Origin of the sequence: Pseudomonas sp. SBB6, from assembly GCF_024213215.1 — a bacterium.
GTDB classification, from domain to species: domain Bacteria; phylum Pseudomonadota; class Gammaproteobacteria; order Pseudomonadales; family Pseudomonadaceae; genus Aquipseudomonas; species Aquipseudomonas donghuensis.
The window spans coordinates 380,873-396,044 of record NZ_JANAVH010000003.1 but is presented as its reverse complement, the minus strand read 5'-3'; the positions used below and the strand labels follow the sequence as shown (position 1 = coordinate 396,044).

Annotated in this window: 15 protein-coding genes; 5 read left to right on the top strand and 10 right to left on the bottom strand. The window is 63.4% G+C overall.

Annotation, left to right across the window (positions count from 1 at the left end):
• Window positions 1-37: 37 nt before the first annotated feature.
• Window positions 38-1,258, top strand: a complete 1,221-nt coding sequence (locus NLX68_RS07950; RefSeq protein WP_254283557.1) for an EAL domain-containing protein — start codon at window positions 38-40, stop codon at window positions 1,256-1,258.
• A gap of 7 nt (window positions 1,259-1,265) precedes the next feature.
• Here the strand turns inward: NLX68_RS07950 and NLX68_RS07945 are convergent, their stop codons facing one another.
• Entirely contained in the window at window positions 1,266-1,928 is a 663-nt protein-coding gene (locus NLX68_RS07945; RefSeq protein ID WP_254283556.1) for a response regulator transcription factor, read from the bottom strand.
• Window positions 1,929-2,075: 147 nt separating this feature from the next.
• On the opposite strand from NLX68_RS07945, the gene NLX68_RS07940 reads away from it, so the two are divergent.
• On the top strand, window positions 2,076-2,363 hold the full coding sequence (locus NLX68_RS07940) for a DUF3509 domain-containing protein (RefSeq protein WP_254283555.1): 288 nt from the start codon (window positions 2,076-2,078) through the stop codon (window positions 2,361-2,363).
• Between the two features lie 169 nt (window positions 2,364-2,532).
• On the opposite strand, the gene NLX68_RS07935 is transcribed toward NLX68_RS07940, so the two are convergent.
• Window positions 2,533-3,420, bottom strand: coding sequence for a TIGR02285 family protein (locus NLX68_RS07935; RefSeq protein ID WP_254283554.1), 888 nt, complete (start codon window positions 3,418-3,420; stop codon window positions 2,533-2,535).
• A 44-nt stretch (window positions 3,421-3,464) separates the two neighbouring features.
• Window positions 3,465-4,664: a CaiB/BaiF CoA-transferase family protein gene (locus NLX68_RS07930; RefSeq protein ID WP_254283553.1), complete on the bottom strand. Its 1,200-nt coding sequence runs from the start codon at window positions 4,662-4,664 to the stop codon at window positions 3,465-3,467.
• 130 nt (window positions 4,665-4,794) lie between these two features.
• Here NLX68_RS07930 and NLX68_RS07925 point away from each other — a divergent pair, with 130 nt between their 5' ends.
• From NLX68_RS07925 to NLX68_RS07915, 3 genes are all read left to right on the top strand, one after another.
• A complete protein-coding gene (locus tag NLX68_RS07925) occupies window positions 4,795-5,337 on the top strand; it encodes a YaeQ family protein (RefSeq protein WP_010220222.1) in 543 nt (180 codons plus the stop codon).
• Between the two features lie 57 nt (window positions 5,338-5,394).
• A complete protein-coding gene (gene recJ, locus NLX68_RS07920) occupies window positions 5,395-7,104 on the top strand; it encodes a single-stranded-DNA-specific exonuclease RecJ (RefSeq protein ID WP_254283552.1) in 1,710 nt (569 codons plus the stop codon).
• Between the two features lie 117 nt (window positions 7,105-7,221).
• Window positions 7,222-8,328, top strand: a complete 1,107-nt coding sequence (locus NLX68_RS07915; RefSeq protein ID WP_254283551.1) for an NADH:flavin oxidoreductase/NADH oxidase — start codon at window positions 7,222-7,224, stop codon at window positions 8,326-8,328.
• 44 nt (window positions 8,329-8,372) lie between these two features.
• On the opposite strand, the gene NLX68_RS07910 is transcribed toward NLX68_RS07915, so the two are convergent.
• From NLX68_RS07910 to NLX68_RS07880, 7 genes are all read right to left on the bottom strand, one after another.
• Window positions 8,373-8,705, bottom strand: a complete 333-nt coding sequence (locus tag NLX68_RS07910; RefSeq protein ID WP_254283550.1) for a type II toxin-antitoxin system HicB family antitoxin — start codon at window positions 8,703-8,705, stop codon at window positions 8,373-8,375.
• Window positions 8,702-8,956: a type II toxin-antitoxin system HicA family toxin gene (locus NLX68_RS07905; RefSeq protein WP_254283549.1), complete on the bottom strand. Its 255-nt coding sequence runs from the start codon at window positions 8,954-8,956 to the stop codon at window positions 8,702-8,704. The genes NLX68_RS07910 and NLX68_RS07905 overlap by 4 nt, the downstream gene beginning before the upstream one ends.
• Before the next feature lie 85 nt (window positions 8,957-9,041).
• The gene (locus NLX68_RS07900; RefSeq protein ID WP_254283548.1) at window positions 9,042-10,904 is read right to left on the bottom strand and encodes an NAD(P)/FAD-dependent oxidoreductase; all 1,863 of its coding nucleotides are present in this window, start codon (window positions 10,902-10,904) and stop codon (window positions 9,042-9,044) included.
• A gap of 13 nt (window positions 10,905-10,917) precedes the next feature.
• The gene (locus NLX68_RS07895) at window positions 10,918-12,342 is read right to left on the bottom strand and encodes a gamma-aminobutyraldehyde dehydrogenase (RefSeq protein WP_254283547.1); all 1,425 of its coding nucleotides are present in this window, start codon (window positions 12,340-12,342) and stop codon (window positions 10,918-10,920) included.
• A gap of 18 nt (window positions 12,343-12,360) precedes the next feature.
• Window positions 12,361-13,167 (bottom strand): ABC transporter permease, encoded by an 807-nt coding sequence (locus NLX68_RS07890; protein ID WP_254283546.1) that lies wholly within the window; start codon window positions 13,165-13,167, stop codon window positions 12,361-12,363.
• Window positions 13,157-14,095 (bottom strand): ABC transporter permease, encoded by a 939-nt coding sequence (locus tag NLX68_RS07885; protein ID WP_254283545.1) that lies wholly within the window; start codon window positions 14,093-14,095, stop codon window positions 13,157-13,159. Before NLX68_RS07885 ends, NLX68_RS07890 begins: the two co-directional genes overlap by 11 nt.
• A gap of 1 nt (window position 14,096) precedes the next feature.
• Window positions 14,097-15,137 carry an ABC transporter ATP-binding protein gene (locus tag NLX68_RS07880; RefSeq protein ID WP_254283544.1) on the bottom strand — a complete coding sequence of 347 codons (1,041 nt, stop codon included), beginning with the start codon at window positions 15,135-15,137 and terminating at the stop codon, window positions 14,097-14,099.
• Window positions 15,138-15,172 lie beyond the last annotated feature (35 nt).

Here is a 15,172-nt window from a genome sequence, read left to right as displayed (position 1 = left end):
TGCTGTCGTTCAGATCGGCTACTGCGGGGAAATTTTCATGCGCTCACTTAAGGTTCTGATCCTTGAGGATCATCCTTTTCAACTGATGGCCTTGCATCAGATGCTCAACGCCAATGGCGTCTTCGATGTGCTGACGGCGGAGTCGGTCGAGGGTGCCCGGCAGACCTTGGCGCGACGCGGGCGTGTCGACATCGCCATCTGCGACCTGCACATGGACGGTCAGGACGGCCTGGAACTGATCCGCCACCTGGCAGACAGCGGGCTTGCTGCAGCGCTGATTATCCTCAGCAGTGCCGAACGCGGGGTGCTCGATAGTGTTGCCGACCTGGCTCGACAACTGGGCTTGCGGGTTCTCGGCAGCTTGCAGAAACCAGCCTGCAGCGTTTCTCTGCACAAGCTGTTGCGCCGCTACCTGGATGAGCCCGGCGCTACCCCCCAGGCGGTCGCCGCACCGGCCCATGCCGACCTGTTGGCCATGTCACCGGCCGAAGTGGCGCAGAGCAAAGCGCAATGGGTGGTCCATTACCAGCCCAAAGTCGCTTTCGACGGAACCCTGGTCGGGGTCGAGGCGCTGGTGCGCTGGCAGCATCCGAGCCTTGGCTTGCTCGGCCCGGGGCAGTTCTTCCCGCTGGTCGAGGGCGCCGGTTTGCTGGAGACCCTGAGCTGGCATGTGCTCGACCAGGCCTTGGCTTTCAGCGCCAAGGTCAGGTTAAACAGTGGCCAGCCACTGCCGGTGGCGGTCAACATTGCCCCGCAGATGCTGGTTCACGACGATTTTGCCGAGCAGGTCGTCGCTGCCCTCAAACGTCATGACGTGCCGCCCAGCGCCCTGACCCTGGAGGTCATTGAAACCCATGGCTGCCAGCTCGACAGCAACCAGCTCGAAGGGTTGCTGCACCTGCGCATTCAGGGCTGCCAACTGTCGATCGATGACTTCGGCATGGGCGTATCCAACCTCCAGCGCCTGCTCGAGCTGCCGTTCAGCGAACTGAAGCTGCCCAGCGAGTTTGTCCGTGGCATGGCCGACGACGGTCGCAAGGCGGCGGTGGTCGCTGGTGCCCTGATCATGGCCCGGCGCATGGACCTCAAGGTGGTGGTCGAAGGGGTCGAGACGGTTGACGACCTGATGGCGATCAAGGCCCTGGGCAGCCCAGTCATGCAGGGTTACTTCATTGCCCGGCCGATGGCAGGGGTAGACCTCTGCCAATGGATGCTGGAGCGTGAGCCGGGCGAAACCAAGCAGCGGCGCAGGGCGTGAGCCACTTTCAGCCCAGGCCATGTTCCTGCAAATAGAGGTACAGCGCAGCGTCATTGGCCAGGCCCAGCTTGCGCATGGCGCTGACCTTCTGGCTGCTCACCGTCTGCTTGCTGCGGTTGAGCAGGGCGGCGATCTGGCCGACCGTGTGGCCGGCGGCAAGCAGGCGGGAAACTTCCAGTTCCCGCGGCGACAAGGCCGTCTGGGCACGGGCCAGGTCTTCGCGCACCGCGCCCTCCTGCAGCAGTAACTGCTGCACCGAGTCGGCCAGGTAGATCTTGCCGCGTTGCAAGCGCGCGATGGCCTGGGGCAACTCGTCAGCCAGGCTGGCTTTGCTCAGCAGGCCATTGACGCCCTGGGCCAGCATCGCCCGGAACAATCCGGCGTTGTTGAGCATGGTGACCACCAGGATGGGTAACTGCGCAGAGTGCCGCCGTAGCTGCTCGAGCAGTTTCAGACCATCGTTCTGCTGCTCGACGGGCATCATGAAATCGGTCACCAGCACATCGCAGTCCTGCGACTGCACCAGCTGCATCAGCTCCAGCGGGCTACCGGCCTCTGCGACCACGCGAACCGATGGAATCTGTTCGAGCACGGCGCGCAGGCCAATGCGAAAGATCGGATGGTCATCGGCAAGGATGATGCGCAGTTCGCCAGAGGCAGGATCCGTCACAGGCAGGCTCCGATCAATCGGCTGGATTTCAATCTGTCATTTTTGCCGGGCATGCTGGGTCGAGGAAATCGCACAGTGAGAACTTTTCCGGCTGCCGCAGGGTCAGTGAAAGACCCCTTCTCGACAGGTAGGTGAACAATGAATGAGATGGAATGTATCAGATTGTTGCTCGGCGAAGCATTGGCACCTTACCGGGTCAGGCTGGTGCGCCTGAGCACCGGTTGTGATTTTGACCTGTGCCTGAGCGATGAAGCGAGCCGCACCGTGTTGCAGCGTACGGTAAAACCCAGCCAGTTGCAGGACCAGCGCCTGCTGGTCGACCTGGTCGATGGTTTGCAGCGCGACTTGCTCATCGTCGAGGGGCGTCTGCAACCCTGCGTGATTGCGGCCCAGCGCCACTTGCAGCAAGGGCGCCCGAACAGCGTCCGGGTGTGACGGAACCTTTGCCGATGAGCGCAATCAGATCTTACAAGGACAGCTGATCGGGATTTTGCTCCGATGTCGTGATGCTGTCGTGCGAAGCCCCGATGGGCTTCTGTTTAACCCCGGGCGGCCTCCCCACCGTTCGGGGTTTCTTTTTGCCCGGGATTTATCTCGGCCCGGGTCAGTCGTGCTCGCCAAACAGACGCTGGCTGTCATGCACGTACTGCTCGCGCATTTGCGGGGCCAGCCACTGGGTGTAGAGGTCGGGCAGGGTATCGTTGCGCAACGGCAGCAGCAGCTTGTTGATATGGCTGATGGCTTCGCGGCCTAGCGGTGTGTCGGAGCAGCCTACCCGCAACAACTGGTATTGCTCGGCGCCCTGGATCGGGAAGAAGGTGTAGTCATCGGTCGGCCAGCCTTGTTGTTGCAGCAAGTAACGCACCTCTGGCCAGTAGCCAAGCACCAGTTGCAGGCGGTCATGCTGCTGCATCTGCAACAGGCTGGTGACTGCATCGTTACCGTAGTGGCGGCTGAGGGTGGTGTCAGGCAGGGTCTTGAGCAGTTCATCCACCGCAGTGCTGTAGCTGCGCTGGGCAACCACACCGAGCTTGAGTGCAGTGTTGCCTAGCAACGCCGGCAGGTTGACCTGATTACCCTGCAGATAGGGTTCGAGCAGGTGCTGGTCTTTGCGCCGAACGACCAGACCACTGCTCAGCACGCCCAGGCTGGGAATCGAGAAGTGCACGTAGCGCGCTCGCTCGGGCGTCCACAGCAAGGTGGGGTCGCAGGTGAAGGTGGGCTCCTGAAGCATCTGGATGCCCCGGGCGCGGTTGACCCGGACAATGCTGTGATCGTATTCGGGCATCTGTTCGATCAGCAGCGCCAGCAACTGGTCGATCGCCCCCTGGCCTTTGCCGGTGCCTTCGAGAATGGTCAGCGGCGGCAGGTCACGCAATAGCCAGAACAAGCGCTCCTTGGCCCAGGCCGAAGTCGGCATGCCCAGGCTCAGCAGCAGACCCAGCAACAACGGCCAGCCGCGACGCAGGCTGGTTTGCCAGTGATAGGTCATGTTCGGCTCTCCACCGTTGCCACGGGATTCACGCAAGGCCTTGTTCAGACCGCCCCTTGGCTGCGTAGCCGGGCAATAGCGGCGGCGTCGTAACCCAGCCCGCCAAGCAACTGATCGGTGTGTGCTCCCAGCTGCGGGCCGACCCACTCACTGGAGCCTGGAGTATCCGAGAGTTTGGGGACGATCCCCGGCATTTTGAACGGCTTGCCGTCCGGCAGTTTGGCCTGAAGGAACATCTCGCGGGCGAGAAACTGCGGGTCGCTGAACATGTCTTCGGCGCTGTAGATGCGGCTGGCTGGCACTTGCGCGTCATTGAGCACCTGCATCAGGTCGTCCAGCGGCAGGGTCCGGGCCCAGCGGTCGATCACCCCGTACAGTTCATCGCGGCGCACGTCGCGGCCGTCGTTACTGGCCAGGGCCGGATCGTCGGCCAGGTCGTTGCGGCCGATGGCCTGCATGAAGCGCTTGAAGATCGCATCGCCATTGGCGCCGATCTGCACATGCTTGCCGTCGGCACTGGTGTGAATCGAGGAGGGGGTGATGCCGGGCATGATGTTGCCGGTACGCTCGCGAATAAAACCGAACACGTCGAACTCTGGCACCATGCTCTCCATCATGGCGAAGATCGCCTCGTACAGGGCTACATCCACCACCTGGCCCTGGCCGCCGTTGACCTCGCGATGACGCAGGGCCATCAATGCGCCGATTACACCCCACAACGCAGCAATCGAGTCGCCAATGGAGATCCCGGTACGTACCGGCGGGCGGTCCTCGAAGCCGGTGATATAGCGCAGCCCGCCCATCGACTCGCCAACCGCGCCGAAACCCGGTTGGTCCTTCATCGGCCCGGTCTGGCCGAAGCCGGACAGGCGCACCATCACCAGCTTCGGGTTGAGGGCGTGCAGCACGTCCCAGCCCAGGCCGAGCTTTTCCAGCACCCCGGGGCGGAAGTTCTCGATCAGGATGTCGGCTTCGGCCAGTAGCTTCTTGAGAATTTCCAGCCCTTCGGCATGCTTGAGGTTGAGGGTCAGCGACTGCTTGTTGCGGGCCTGCACGAACCACCACAGCGATGTGCCTTCGTACAGCTTGCGCCACTTGCGCAGCGGGTCACCGCCATCGGGCGACTCGACCTTGATCACTTCGGCGCCGAATTCTGCGCAGATGCGTGAAGCGAACGGGCCGGCGATCAGGGTACCGAGTTCGATGACTTTGAGGCCGGCGAGAGGTTTGCTGGGCGTTGGCATGAGGCGTCCGTGGCAGCGGGTCAGGGCCCCCGTTTTTATCATAGCTGGGGCCGCTCAGATACTGCCGCGGCGCAACGAACATGCGGATCGGTTAGACTGGGCGACTTTCCTTGCCGCAAGAAGCCCGTCCATGGCCCAGCCGTCCACCACCTACAAGTTTGAACTGAACCTCACCGACCTTGACCGCGGCGTGTACGAAAGCGTCAAGCAGACCATCGCTCGTCACCCCTCGGAAACCGAAGAGCGCATGGCCGTGCGTTTGCTGGCCTACGCCCTGTGGTACAACGAACAACTGGCTTTTGGCCGCGGTCTGTCGGATGTAGACGAAGCGGCGGTGTGGGAAAAGAGCCTGGACGACCGCATCCTGCACTGGATCGAAGTTGGCCAACCGGATGCCGATCGCCTGACCTGGTGCTCGCGCCGCACCGAACGCACCAGCCTGCTGGCCTATGGCAGCCTGCGCGTGTGGGAAACCAAGGTGGTGCCGGCGGTCAAGAACCTGAAAAACCTGAACATCGCCGCCGTGCCCCAGGAAGTCCTGGAAACCCTGGCCAAGGACATGCCGCGCGCGATCAAGTGGGATGTGATGATCAGCGAAGGCACGGTGTTCGTTACCGACGATCGCGGCCAGCATGAAGTCCAGCTTCAATGGCTGATGGGCGAGCGCGGCTGAAGCCGCGATTGCACCGCCATCACATTTTCCTGATTCACGAGAAGCCTCAATCGCCCCATGCGTATCGATCCCCGCCCGTTGCCGTCCACGCTGCCATTCCTTGGCGACCTGCCGCCGTTGCTGACCCGCCTGTATGCCGCCCGCGGCGTGCAATCGGCAGCCGAGCTGGATAAAAGCCTGGCGCGCTTGCTGCCTTACCAGCAACTCAAGGGCATCGAGGCGGCGGTCGACCTGCTGGTGACCGCACTGGCCGAACGTCAGCGCATCCTCATCGTCGGCGACTTCGACGCTGACGGCGCCACGGCCAGCACCGTCGGCGTACTCGGCTTGCGCCTGCTCGGTGCCGCCCATGTCGACTACCTGGTGCCCAACCGCTTTGAGTACGGCTACGGCCTGACCCCGGAGATCGTCGAGGTGGCCCTGCAGCGCCAGCCGCAACTGCTGATCACCGTCGACAACGGCATCTCCAGCGTCGAAGGCGTGGCAGCCGCCAAGGCGGCGGGCTTGAAAGTGCTGGTGACCGATCACCACCTGCCAGGCCATGAACTGCCGGCGGCCGATGCCATCGTCAACCCCAACCAGCCGGGCTGCGAGTTTCCCAGCAAGGCGCTGGCCGGGGTCGGGGTGATCTTTTATGTCCTGATGGCCTTGCGCGCGCGGTTGCGCAGCCTGGGCCACTACGACAATGCAGCGCAACCGAACATCGGCGAGTTGCTCGATCTGGTGGCCCTGGGCAGCGTGGCCGACGTGGTGCCGCTGGATGCCAACAATCGCATCCTGGTCCATCAGGGCCTGGAACGGATCCGCGCCGGGCGGGCACGGCCGGGGCTCAAGGCAATCCTCGAAGTAGCCCGGCGCGATCACGCGCGCATCACCTCCACCGACCTTGGTTTTATCCTCGGCCCACGGCTCAATGCCGCCGGGCGCCTGGACGACATGAGCCTGGGCATCGAGTGCCTGCTCAGCGACGATGCCAACCTGGCACGGGAAATGGCCGGCCAGCTCGACGAACTGAACCAGGACCGCAAGTCCATCGAGCAGGGCATGCAGCGCGAAGCCCTGGCCCAGCTCAAGGACTTGCCGCTGGAATCGATGCCGTTCGGCCTGTGCCTGTTCGAGCCGGATTGGCACCAGGGCGTGATCGGCATCCTCGCTTCGCGCCTCAAAGAGCGTTATCACCGCCCGACCATTGCCTTTGCCGATGCTGGCGAGGGCATGCTCAAGGGCTCGGCGCGTTCGGTGCCGGGCTTTCATATTCGTGATGCGCTGGATGCCGTGGCCGCCCGTCACCCGCAACTGATCAGCAAGTTTGGTGGCCACGCCATGGCTGCCGGCCTGTCGCTGCCGACCGAGAACTTCCCGGCCTTTGCCCAGGCGTTCGACGAAGAAACCCGGCGTCAACTGCGTGAAGAGGACCTGACCGGTCGCTTGCTGTCCGACGGCACCCTGGCGGTCGAGGAGTTTCACCTGGAGTTGGCCCGCGCCCTGCGCCATGCCGGGCCCTGGGGGCAGCACTTCCCCGAACCGCTGTTCCATGGCGTGTTCCAGTTGGTCGAGCAGCGGGTGGTGGGTGAGCGGCACCTGAAGGTGGTGCTCAAGAGTGAATGCGGCTCGCTCAAGCTCGATGGCATCGCCTTTGGCGTTGACCGCGAAGTCTGGCCCAATCCGACCGTGCGCTGGGTCGAACTGGCCTACAAGCTCGACGTCAACGAGTTCCGCGGCCAGGAAAGCGTGCAACTGATGATCGCCCATATCGAGCCGCGCTGAACTCACGGGGCAAAGTGGTCTAGGCTTCGAATGATCGGTCGAAGAACCTGCGGGGAAGATTCTGTAGTCGGCCAGTCAACTATCTGGAGCCTTACCACTTGATTTGAGAGGTGCCCCATGAGCCTGCTGCTTGAGCCGTACACCTTGCGCCACTTGATCCTGCCCAACCGTATTGCCGTGTCACCCATGTGCCAGTATTCCAGTGTCGACGGCCTGGCCAACGACTGGCACCTGGTGCACCTGGGCAGCCGCGCGGTGGGCGGCGCCGGCCTGATTTTCACTGAAGCCACTGCCGTGACTGCCGACGGGCGCATTACCGCGCAGGACCTGGGCTTATGGGACGACGCGCAGATCCCGCCGCTGCAACGCATCACCCGCTTCATCACCGCCCAGGGCGCGGTGCCAGGCATCCAGCTGGCCCATGCCGGGCGTAAGGCCAGCACCCATCGGCCCTGGCTGGGCAAGCATGGCAGCGTCAAGGTGAGCGATGGCGGCTGGGTACCGTTGGGGCCCTCGAAGATTGCCTTCGACCCGGAGCACACGGCACCGACCGAACTGACCGAAGCGCAGATCGGCGAGATCATCCAGGCGTTTGTCGATGCCGCCCGGCGGGCCCTGGTGGCGGGCTTCAAAGTCGTCGAAGTGCATGCCGCCCACGGTTACCTGTTGCACCAGTTTCTCTCGCCATTGAGCAACCAGCGCCGTGACCAGTACGGCAGCTGTTTCGAAAACCGCATTCGCCTGACCCTGCAAGTGAGCGAAGCGGTGCGTGACGTCTGGCCGGCTGAACTGCCGGTGTTCGTGCGCCTGTCGGCCACCGATTGGGTCGAGGATGGCTGGAATCCCGATGAGACTGTCGAGCTGGCCAAGCGCTTGAGACAGTTGGGCGTGGACCTGATCGATGTGTCCTCCGGCGGTACCTCGGCGAAGGCCGAGATTCCCACCGGGCCTGGCTATCAGACACAGTTTGCGGCAAAAGTCCGGGAAGAATCGGGGATTGCCACCGGGACGGTGGGCTTGATTACCGACCCGATGCAGGCTGAAACCATCTTGCGAACGGCGCAGGCCGATATCATCTTCCTCGCCCGCGAGCTGCTGCGCGACCCGTACTGGCCACTGCACGCCGACGATGACCTGGGGGGCAACAAAGCGGTGTGGCCGGCGCAGTATCAACGCGCGACCAGTCGCGAGCAGCCGATTCACGAGTCTGATTTGCGCGATTGAAGCAACCCATCGCGGGGCCGGTCGAGGTGCCCCGCGATCGCCCCTCAGGCATGCGCCGCCTGGCTCAACACATCACTGACCCACTGGTTGATGCTTTTATCAGCCAACTCCGCCTTTTGTGCGACGCTGGCATGCAGCGTCGGCTCCAGGCGCAGGCTCAATTTCCCCGAATAAGCTTTCTGTGGTTCACGACCTACGCGAGCGCAGGTATCGAGGTAGTCATCCACGGCTTCTTCGAAGGCGCTGCGCAGTTGCGCGACCGATTGCGCGTGAAAGCCGATTACATCGCGTATACCCGCGACATGGCCAATCAGCAATTGGTCTTCATCACGGTATTCGATACGGGCGGCATAGCCTTTGTAATTCATGACATTCATGGGGTCACTCCTGCCTGTTCCAGAAACAACCGCGCATCGCGGATCTGATAAGGCTTGGCATCTTTATCCGGATGAGGGCGATGGAACGTCGCGATCACTCCATTGAGTTCGAAGCGCACGCGTGAACCTCGACCTTCGATTACCCGGCCCCCCGCACCGACCAGCAAGGATTCGATGCGAGCCCATTCCAGATTGTTGGGTAATGGTTTGCTGAAGATCGACTTCAGCGTACTGCGCTGATGATTATTCATGGTATCAGATTATGATACCGCTAACCCTGCAGCAATGGGATGTCCGTAGGGCGAGGCCTTGGCGGATGAAGGAGGTTTCCTGGATTCAGCCCAGCTCCCCCACCGCCCGCCACGCCTCATCAATCGCCGCATGGGCATAAGCACTCCAGGCCGCGTCCGAGTTGGCGATGCTGACCTTGCCCACGGGCTGGCGCGCCAGCGCTATCCACTTTTCGGTCTGCTCGGGATCGTCGTAGAGGGTGTTGGTAAAGCAGGCGTAGCCGTGGGGCCAGCGGTTGACGGTGATCGCCAGGATGTCCTGGTTGTGGTCAAAGCCGCCCGGGCCCAGCATGCGTTGCAACTGTTCGCGCAACTGGCTCTCCAGCACCTCGAATGAGGTACCGTACAGGCGTCCACGCCCGGCGCGGGCCTGGTCGCGGCTGTTCATGCCGCTGTCGGGGCTGGTCGGCACGTAGACCATGTGCAAGCCGATGGGCTGCGCCGGGTCGCGCGGGTGCTCGTAGCCACCCAGGCTTACCGGGTAGTCGAGCTTGATCCGGCTGTAGGGCTGGGTCGCGGCATAGATCTCGTGCACGCCAAGCTTCTTGAAGGCCTGCCAGTTGCGCACGATGACCTTGGTGTACACCAGCGGGAATTTGACGTTCTGGCTCAGGGCATGGGCCTGGTCGGCCGACAGGTCGCGCAGCAGGTAGGGGATCATCATGTTGTAGCAGGCCAGGATGCAGTGCTTGCCACGCACCTGGGCCAGCTGCCCGCCACGGCTGAAGCCGATATTTACGCCGCCGTCGACGTTGCGCACGCTGACCGCCGTGCTGTTCAGGCGCAGGCGTACCGGTTGCCCGGCGCGGTCGAGCTGGCTGTAGTCGAAGTTGGCCAGGACGATGTCGTCCATGTCCTGGCCCGGCGCCACCGTCGGCACCAGGCTGCGCACCAGCAGGCGCGCCAGCGAGGCGTTGCCGTCGGGGAAGTGGTAAATGTACGGCTCTTCCATTTCCGCCTTGGCTTCTTCGCTGATGGGTTCCAGGTTCATTGCGGCAAAGCCCGGGAAGCCGACGTTGTAGGCGTCGGCGGCGGCCACGGCATCGATGCTCAGGGCCATGAAGTCGTTGGTGCGGCCCTGGAAGTACTTGACTGCCTTGGCCGACAGGCCGACGTCCTTGAGGAGGAAATCGCGGTAGCTGGTGCGCTCAAGGTAGGTATTCTTGTCTTCCAGCGATTTGCCGGCCAGGTAATCCCGGGGCGCTTCGTGCAGGTCGATCAGGGCCTTGCGGTCGCTTTCGGGCAGGGGGAAATCGTTGATGAAATCGCTGATCGAGCGGGCGTTTAGCTGCGCGGGGGCAATGTCATCGGCGACCATTGGCGTTGGGTCGCCGCTGACCAGCTTGTCTTCGCCGAAGGTCTCGCGGTCGAAGAACACCGCGCGCGACAGGCCCAGGTCCGGGTAGAAGCTGCGGTCAAAGGCGCTCTCGAAACGCTTGATGTCCACCCCGAGTTTTGCCAGCAGGCCGTTGACCTCTTTGCTGTACAGGTGGTTGGGCGACTGGAAGGCTTCGCTGCCGCCATAACCGAGGATCATCCGCCCGCCGGCGCTGAACTCGTTGCGCTTGGCATGGCCGCCGAAGTCATCGTGGTTCTCGAGAATCAGGATCTTCGCTGCGGGGTGCTTCTCGCGGTAGAAGAAGGCTGCCGACAGGCCGCTGATGCCGCCGCCGACCACCACCAGGTCGTACGCCTCGCTGATCGGCAAGGCGTCGGTGGCGAAGCTCTGTTTTTCCCAGCCCATCTGGTGGGCGACTTCGAAGGCGCCGACATGGCTGCCGCGCAAGCCGGTCAACGCCGGTGGGTAGTAGCGCCCGCTGGGGGCAGCCTGAAGCAGTTGCAGTGGGGTCAAGCCCGCTGCAACGCCGATGGCGACTCCGTTGATGAAGTCGCGTCGGGTGATTTCCATGGGTGTCCTTACCTTAATGTTTGAACATCACATGCCGGATGCAGGTGTAGTCCTCCAGCCCGTACATGGACATATCCTTGCCATAGCCGGACAGTTTCTGACCGCCGTGGGGCATTTCGCTGACCAGCATAAAGTGCGTGTTGACCCAGGTACAGCCGTACTGCAGGCGCGCCGAGATGCGGTGGGCGCGGCCGACGTCAGCGGTCCACAGCGACGACGCCAGGCCGTAGTCGGAATCGTTGGCCCAGGCCAGGGCCTGAGCTTCGTCGTCGAAACGGGTCACCGAGACCACAGGCCCGAACACTTCGCGACGCACGATCTCGTCATCCTGCTGGGCATCGGCCAGCACCGTCGGTTCAAAGAAGAAGCCGTCACCGGCCACTGCCTTGCCACCGGTCACCAGGCGAATATGTGGCTGGGCAATCGCCCGTTCGACCATGGCCGCCACCCGGTCGCGGTGCTGGGCGCTGATCAGTGGGCCGAGTTCGGTGTTCGGGTCGTTCTGCAGGCCATGCTTGATACTGGCCACGGCTTTGCCGAGTTTTTCAACGAATTGCTCGTAGATGCCGCTCTGGGCATAGATCCGGCAGGCGGCGGTACAGTCCTGGCCGGCGTTGTAGAAACCGAAGGTGCGGATGCCGTCGACCGCGGCGTCGATATCGGCATCATCGAAAATGATCACCGGTGCCTTGCCACCCAACTCCATGTGCATGCGTTTCACGCTGTCGGCGGTGCTGGCGATGATATGGGCCCCGGTGGGGATTGAACCGGTCAACGACACCATGCGCACTTTCGGGTGGTTCACCAGCGGCGTGCCGACACTTGGGCCACGGCCGAAGAGGATGTTCAGTACGCCGGCGGGGAATATGTCGCTGGCCAGTTGGGCCAGGCGCAATGCCGTCAGTGGCGTCTGCTCCGACGGTTTGAGCACCACGGTGTTGCCGGCGGCCAGGGCTGGGGCGATCTTCCAGGCCACCATCATCAGCGGGTAGTTCCATGGCGCAATCGAGGCGACCACGCCCAGCGGGTCGCGGCGGGTCATCGAGGTGTGCCCCGGCAGGTATTCACCCGCGGCCGAGCCACCGAGGCAGCGGGTGGCGCCGGCAAAAAAACGAAACACATCGGCGATGGCCGGGATCTCGTCGTGGAGCGCGGCGGCGTACGGCTTGCCGCAGTTGTCCGACTCCAGCCGGGCCAGCTCTTCACCGTGGGCTTCGATGGTCTGGGCGAGTTTGAGCAGCAGCAGCGAACGCTCCTTGGGGGTGGTCTGCGACCAGCTCTGGAAGGCGCGGTCGGCAGCGCGCACGGCGGTATCGATCTGGGCCTCGCTGGCTTCGTTGACTTCCACCAGCACGCTGCCCAGCGCCGGGTTGAGTACGGCACAGCTTGCGCCTTCGCCTTCAACCAGTTGGCCGTTGATCAACAGTCGGGTTTGCATGGTCTAGCCCTCCAGGAGTTATTTGCCGTTACCGGAGACGCTTTCGCCGCCGCGGGTCAGGTAATAGGCGCCGAGGATCGGCAGCATGGTCACCAGCATCACCAGCATGGCCACCACGTTGGTCACCGGCACATCGCGCGGCCGGCTCAACTGGTTGAGCAGCCAGATCGGCAGGGTGCGTTCGTGGCCGGCGGTGAAGGTGGTGACGATGATTTCATCGAACGACAAGGCAAACGCCAGCATGCCGCCGGCCAGTAATGCCGAGCCGAGGTTGGGCAGGATGATGTAGCGAAAGGTCTGCAAGCCGTCGGCACCGAGGTCCATCGACGCCTCGATCAGGCTCTGTGAGGTACGTCGCAGGCGGGCGATGACGTTGTTGTAGACGATCACTACGCAGAAGGTGGCGTGGCCGACGACGATGGTGAAAATCCCGGGCTCGATACCTAGGGTCTTGAACGCCGAGAGCAGGGCGATCCCGGTGATGATCCCAGGCAGGGCGATGGGCAGGATCAGCATCAGCGAGATGCTTTCCTTGCCGAAAAAACTGCGCCGGTACAGCGCCACCGAGGCCAGGGTGCCGAGCACCAGGGCGATCAGCGTGGCCAGGCAGGCGACCTGCAGCGACAGCTTGATCGACTCCAGCACGTCCGGGCGCGAAAACGCCACGCTGAACCATTTGAGGGTAAAGCCCTGGGGCGGAAAGCTGAAGGCGGCGTCCTCGGTGTTGAAGGCATAGAGGAAGATGATCAGGATCGGAAAGTGCAGGAACACCAGCCCGCCCCAGGCCGCCAGGCGCAGGCCGATCGAGGCGCGCTCAGAGTGCATCGAAGGCCCCCAGGCGTTTGACGATGGACAGGTAGATGGCGATCAGCACGATCGGCACCAGGGTAAAGGCGGCGGCCATGGGCATGTTGCCGATGGCGCCCTGCTGGGCGTAGACCATGCTGCCGATGAAGTAGCCGGGCGGGCCGACCAGTTGCGGGACGATGAAGTCGCCCAGGGTCAGCGAGAAGGTAAAGATCGAGCCTGCGGCAATGCCCGGCACCGACAGCGGCAGGATCACCTGCATGAAGGTCTGCCGCGGCCTGGCGCCCAAGTCCGCCGAGGCTTGCAGCAGCGAGGGCGGCAATCGCTCCAGCGAGGCCTGGATCGGCAGGATCATGAACGGCAGCCAGATGTAGACGAACACCAGAAAGCGCCCCAGGTGCGAGGTCGACAGGGTGCTGCCGCCAACCCCGGGAATACCGAGGATGAACAGCAGCACTGGCCCCAGGTTCAGTTGCTGGACGAACCACTGGGCCACGCCGCCTTTGGCCAGCAGCAAGGTCCAGGCGTAGGCCTTGACGATATAGCTGGCCCACATCGGCATCATTACCGCGATGTAGAAGAACGCCTTGGTCTTGCCGCTGGTGTACCGGGCCATGTAGTAGGCGATGGGGAAGGCCAGGGTGGCGCTGGCGATCGATACGGCGATGGCCATGCCCAGGGTGCGCAGGATGATGTCGAAGTTCGACGGGTTGAACAGCGCGCTGAAGTTGGCCAGGGTCAGCTCCGGGCTGACTGCCATGGTGAAGTCGTCGAAGGTGTAGAAGCCCTGCCACAGCAGGCTCAGCAGCGAGCCAAGGTATATCGCGCCGAACCAGGTCAGTGGCGGCACCAGCAGCAGCGCCAGGTACAGGTTGGGCCGCCGGTAGAGCAGGTTGGAGAAGCGCCGCATGGCTGTCGGCGCGGCTGTTGCCAGGGCCTGGCTCATCTCAGCGGCCCTCGCCGGGCACGGTTTCCTGCAGCGCGGTCATCGCCTCGCGGGCCCAGCGCGCCTGCAGGCGTTGGCCGGGCTGCCAGGGCGCGGCGTGTTCCTGCCATTGGTTGTTGGCCTGGCTGATGCAGAGCAGTTGGCCGTTGTCCAGTTGCAGCTCGTAGCGGGTGGCGCTGCCTTGGTACTGGATATCGTGGAGCAGGCCGCTGACCTGGATTTCGTTGCTGGCGGCCGGTTGGTCGCCAAGGCGGATGTGTTCCGGGCGGATCGAGAAGGGCAGCTCGCTGCCATTGAGCTGCTGCGCCAGTGTGCCGCGCAGCACATTGGAGGTGCCGACGAACTCGGCAACGAAGGTGGTCGCCGGCTTCATGTACAGGTTGCGCGGGGTGTCGACCTGCTCGATGCGGCCCCGGTTGAACACCGCGACCCGGTCCGACATCGACAGCGCCTCGGTCTGGTCATGAGTGACGAAGATGAAGGTAATGCCCAGTTGGCGTTGCAGCTTTTTCAGCTCGCCCTGCATTTGTTCGCGCAATTTCAGGTCCAGCGCGCCCAGGGGCTCGTCGAGCAGCAGCACCCGCGGGCGGTTGACCAGCGCGCGAGCCAGGGCCACGCGCTGGCGCTGGCCGCCGGAGAGCTGCACCGGCTTGCGCAGGCCATAACCGCCCAAGGCGACCATGGCCAGGGCTTCTTCGGCGCGGGCGTGGCGCTCGGCCCGGGCCACGCCCTTGACCTTCAGGCCATAGGCGACGTTGTCGCGCACGTTCATGTGCGGGAACAGCGCGTAATCCTGGAACACCGTGTTGACGTCGCGCTGGTAGGGCGGCAAGCCCGCAGCTTCTGCGCCATGGATGCGGATCGAACCGGTACTGGGTTGCTCGAAACCGGCGATCAGGCGCAGGCAGGTGGTCTTGCCCGAACCCGAGGGGCCGAGCATCGAGAAGAACTCGCCGTCGTGGATGTCGATCGACACCTGGTCAACGGCCCTGACCTCGCCGAAGGCGCGCGAGACATTGGTGAACTGGACTGCAAGGGTCATGCTCAGGTGCTCCACAGGTAAGTGGGGGCGAAACC

What these genes read in the sequence shown, in the direction of transcription:
- NLX68_RS07950 (WP_254283557.1), top strand. Translation starts at nt 38, where the DNA reads ATGCGCTCACTTAAGGTTCTGATCCTTGAGGATCATCCTTTTCAACTG.
- NLX68_RS07940 (WP_254283555.1), top strand. Translation starts at nt 2,076, where the DNA reads ATGGAATGTATCAGATTGTTGCTCGGCGAAGCATTGGCACCTTACCGG.
- NLX68_RS07935 (WP_254283554.1), bottom strand. Translation starts at nt 3,420, where the DNA reads ATGACCTATCACTGGCAAACCAGCCTGCGTCGCGGCTGGCCGTTGTTG.
- NLX68_RS07930 (WP_254283553.1), bottom strand. Translation starts at nt 4,664, where the DNA reads ATGCCAACGCCCAGCAAACCTCTCGCCGGCCTCAAAGTCATCGAACTC.
- NLX68_RS07925 (WP_010220222.1), top strand. Translation starts at nt 4,795, where the DNA reads ATGGCCCAGCCGTCCACCACCTACAAGTTTGAACTGAACCTCACCGAC.
- recJ (WP_254283552.1), top strand. Translation starts at nt 5,395, where the DNA reads ATGCGTATCGATCCCCGCCCGTTGCCGTCCACGCTGCCATTCCTTGGC.
- NLX68_RS07915 (WP_254283551.1), top strand. Translation starts at nt 7,222, where the DNA reads ATGAGCCTGCTGCTTGAGCCGTACACCTTGCGCCACTTGATCCTGCCC.
- NLX68_RS07910 (WP_254283550.1), bottom strand. Translation starts at nt 8,705, where the DNA reads ATGAATGTCATGAATTACAAAGGCTATGCCGCCCGTATCGAATACCGT.
- NLX68_RS07905 (WP_254283549.1), bottom strand. Translation starts at nt 8,956, where the DNA reads ATGAATAATCATCAGCGCAGTACGCTGAAGTCGATCTTCAGCAAACCA.
- NLX68_RS07900 (WP_254283548.1), bottom strand. Translation starts at nt 10,904, where the DNA reads ATGGAAATCACCCGACGCGACTTCATCAACGGAGTCGCCATCGGCGTT.
- NLX68_RS07895 (WP_254283547.1), bottom strand. Translation starts at nt 12,342, where the DNA reads ATGCAAACCCGACTGTTGATCAACGGCCAACTGGTTGAAGGCGAAGGC.
- NLX68_RS07890 (WP_254283546.1), bottom strand. Translation starts at nt 13,167, where the DNA reads ATGCACTCTGAGCGCGCCTCGATCGGCCTGCGCCTGGCGGCCTGGGGC.
- NLX68_RS07885 (WP_254283545.1), bottom strand. Translation starts at nt 14,095, where the DNA reads ATGAGCCAGGCCCTGGCAACAGCCGCGCCGACAGCCATGCGGCGCTTC.
- NLX68_RS07880 (WP_254283544.1), bottom strand. Translation starts at nt 15,137, where the DNA reads ATGACCCTTGCAGTCCAGTTCACCAATGTCTCGCGCGCCTTCGGCGAG.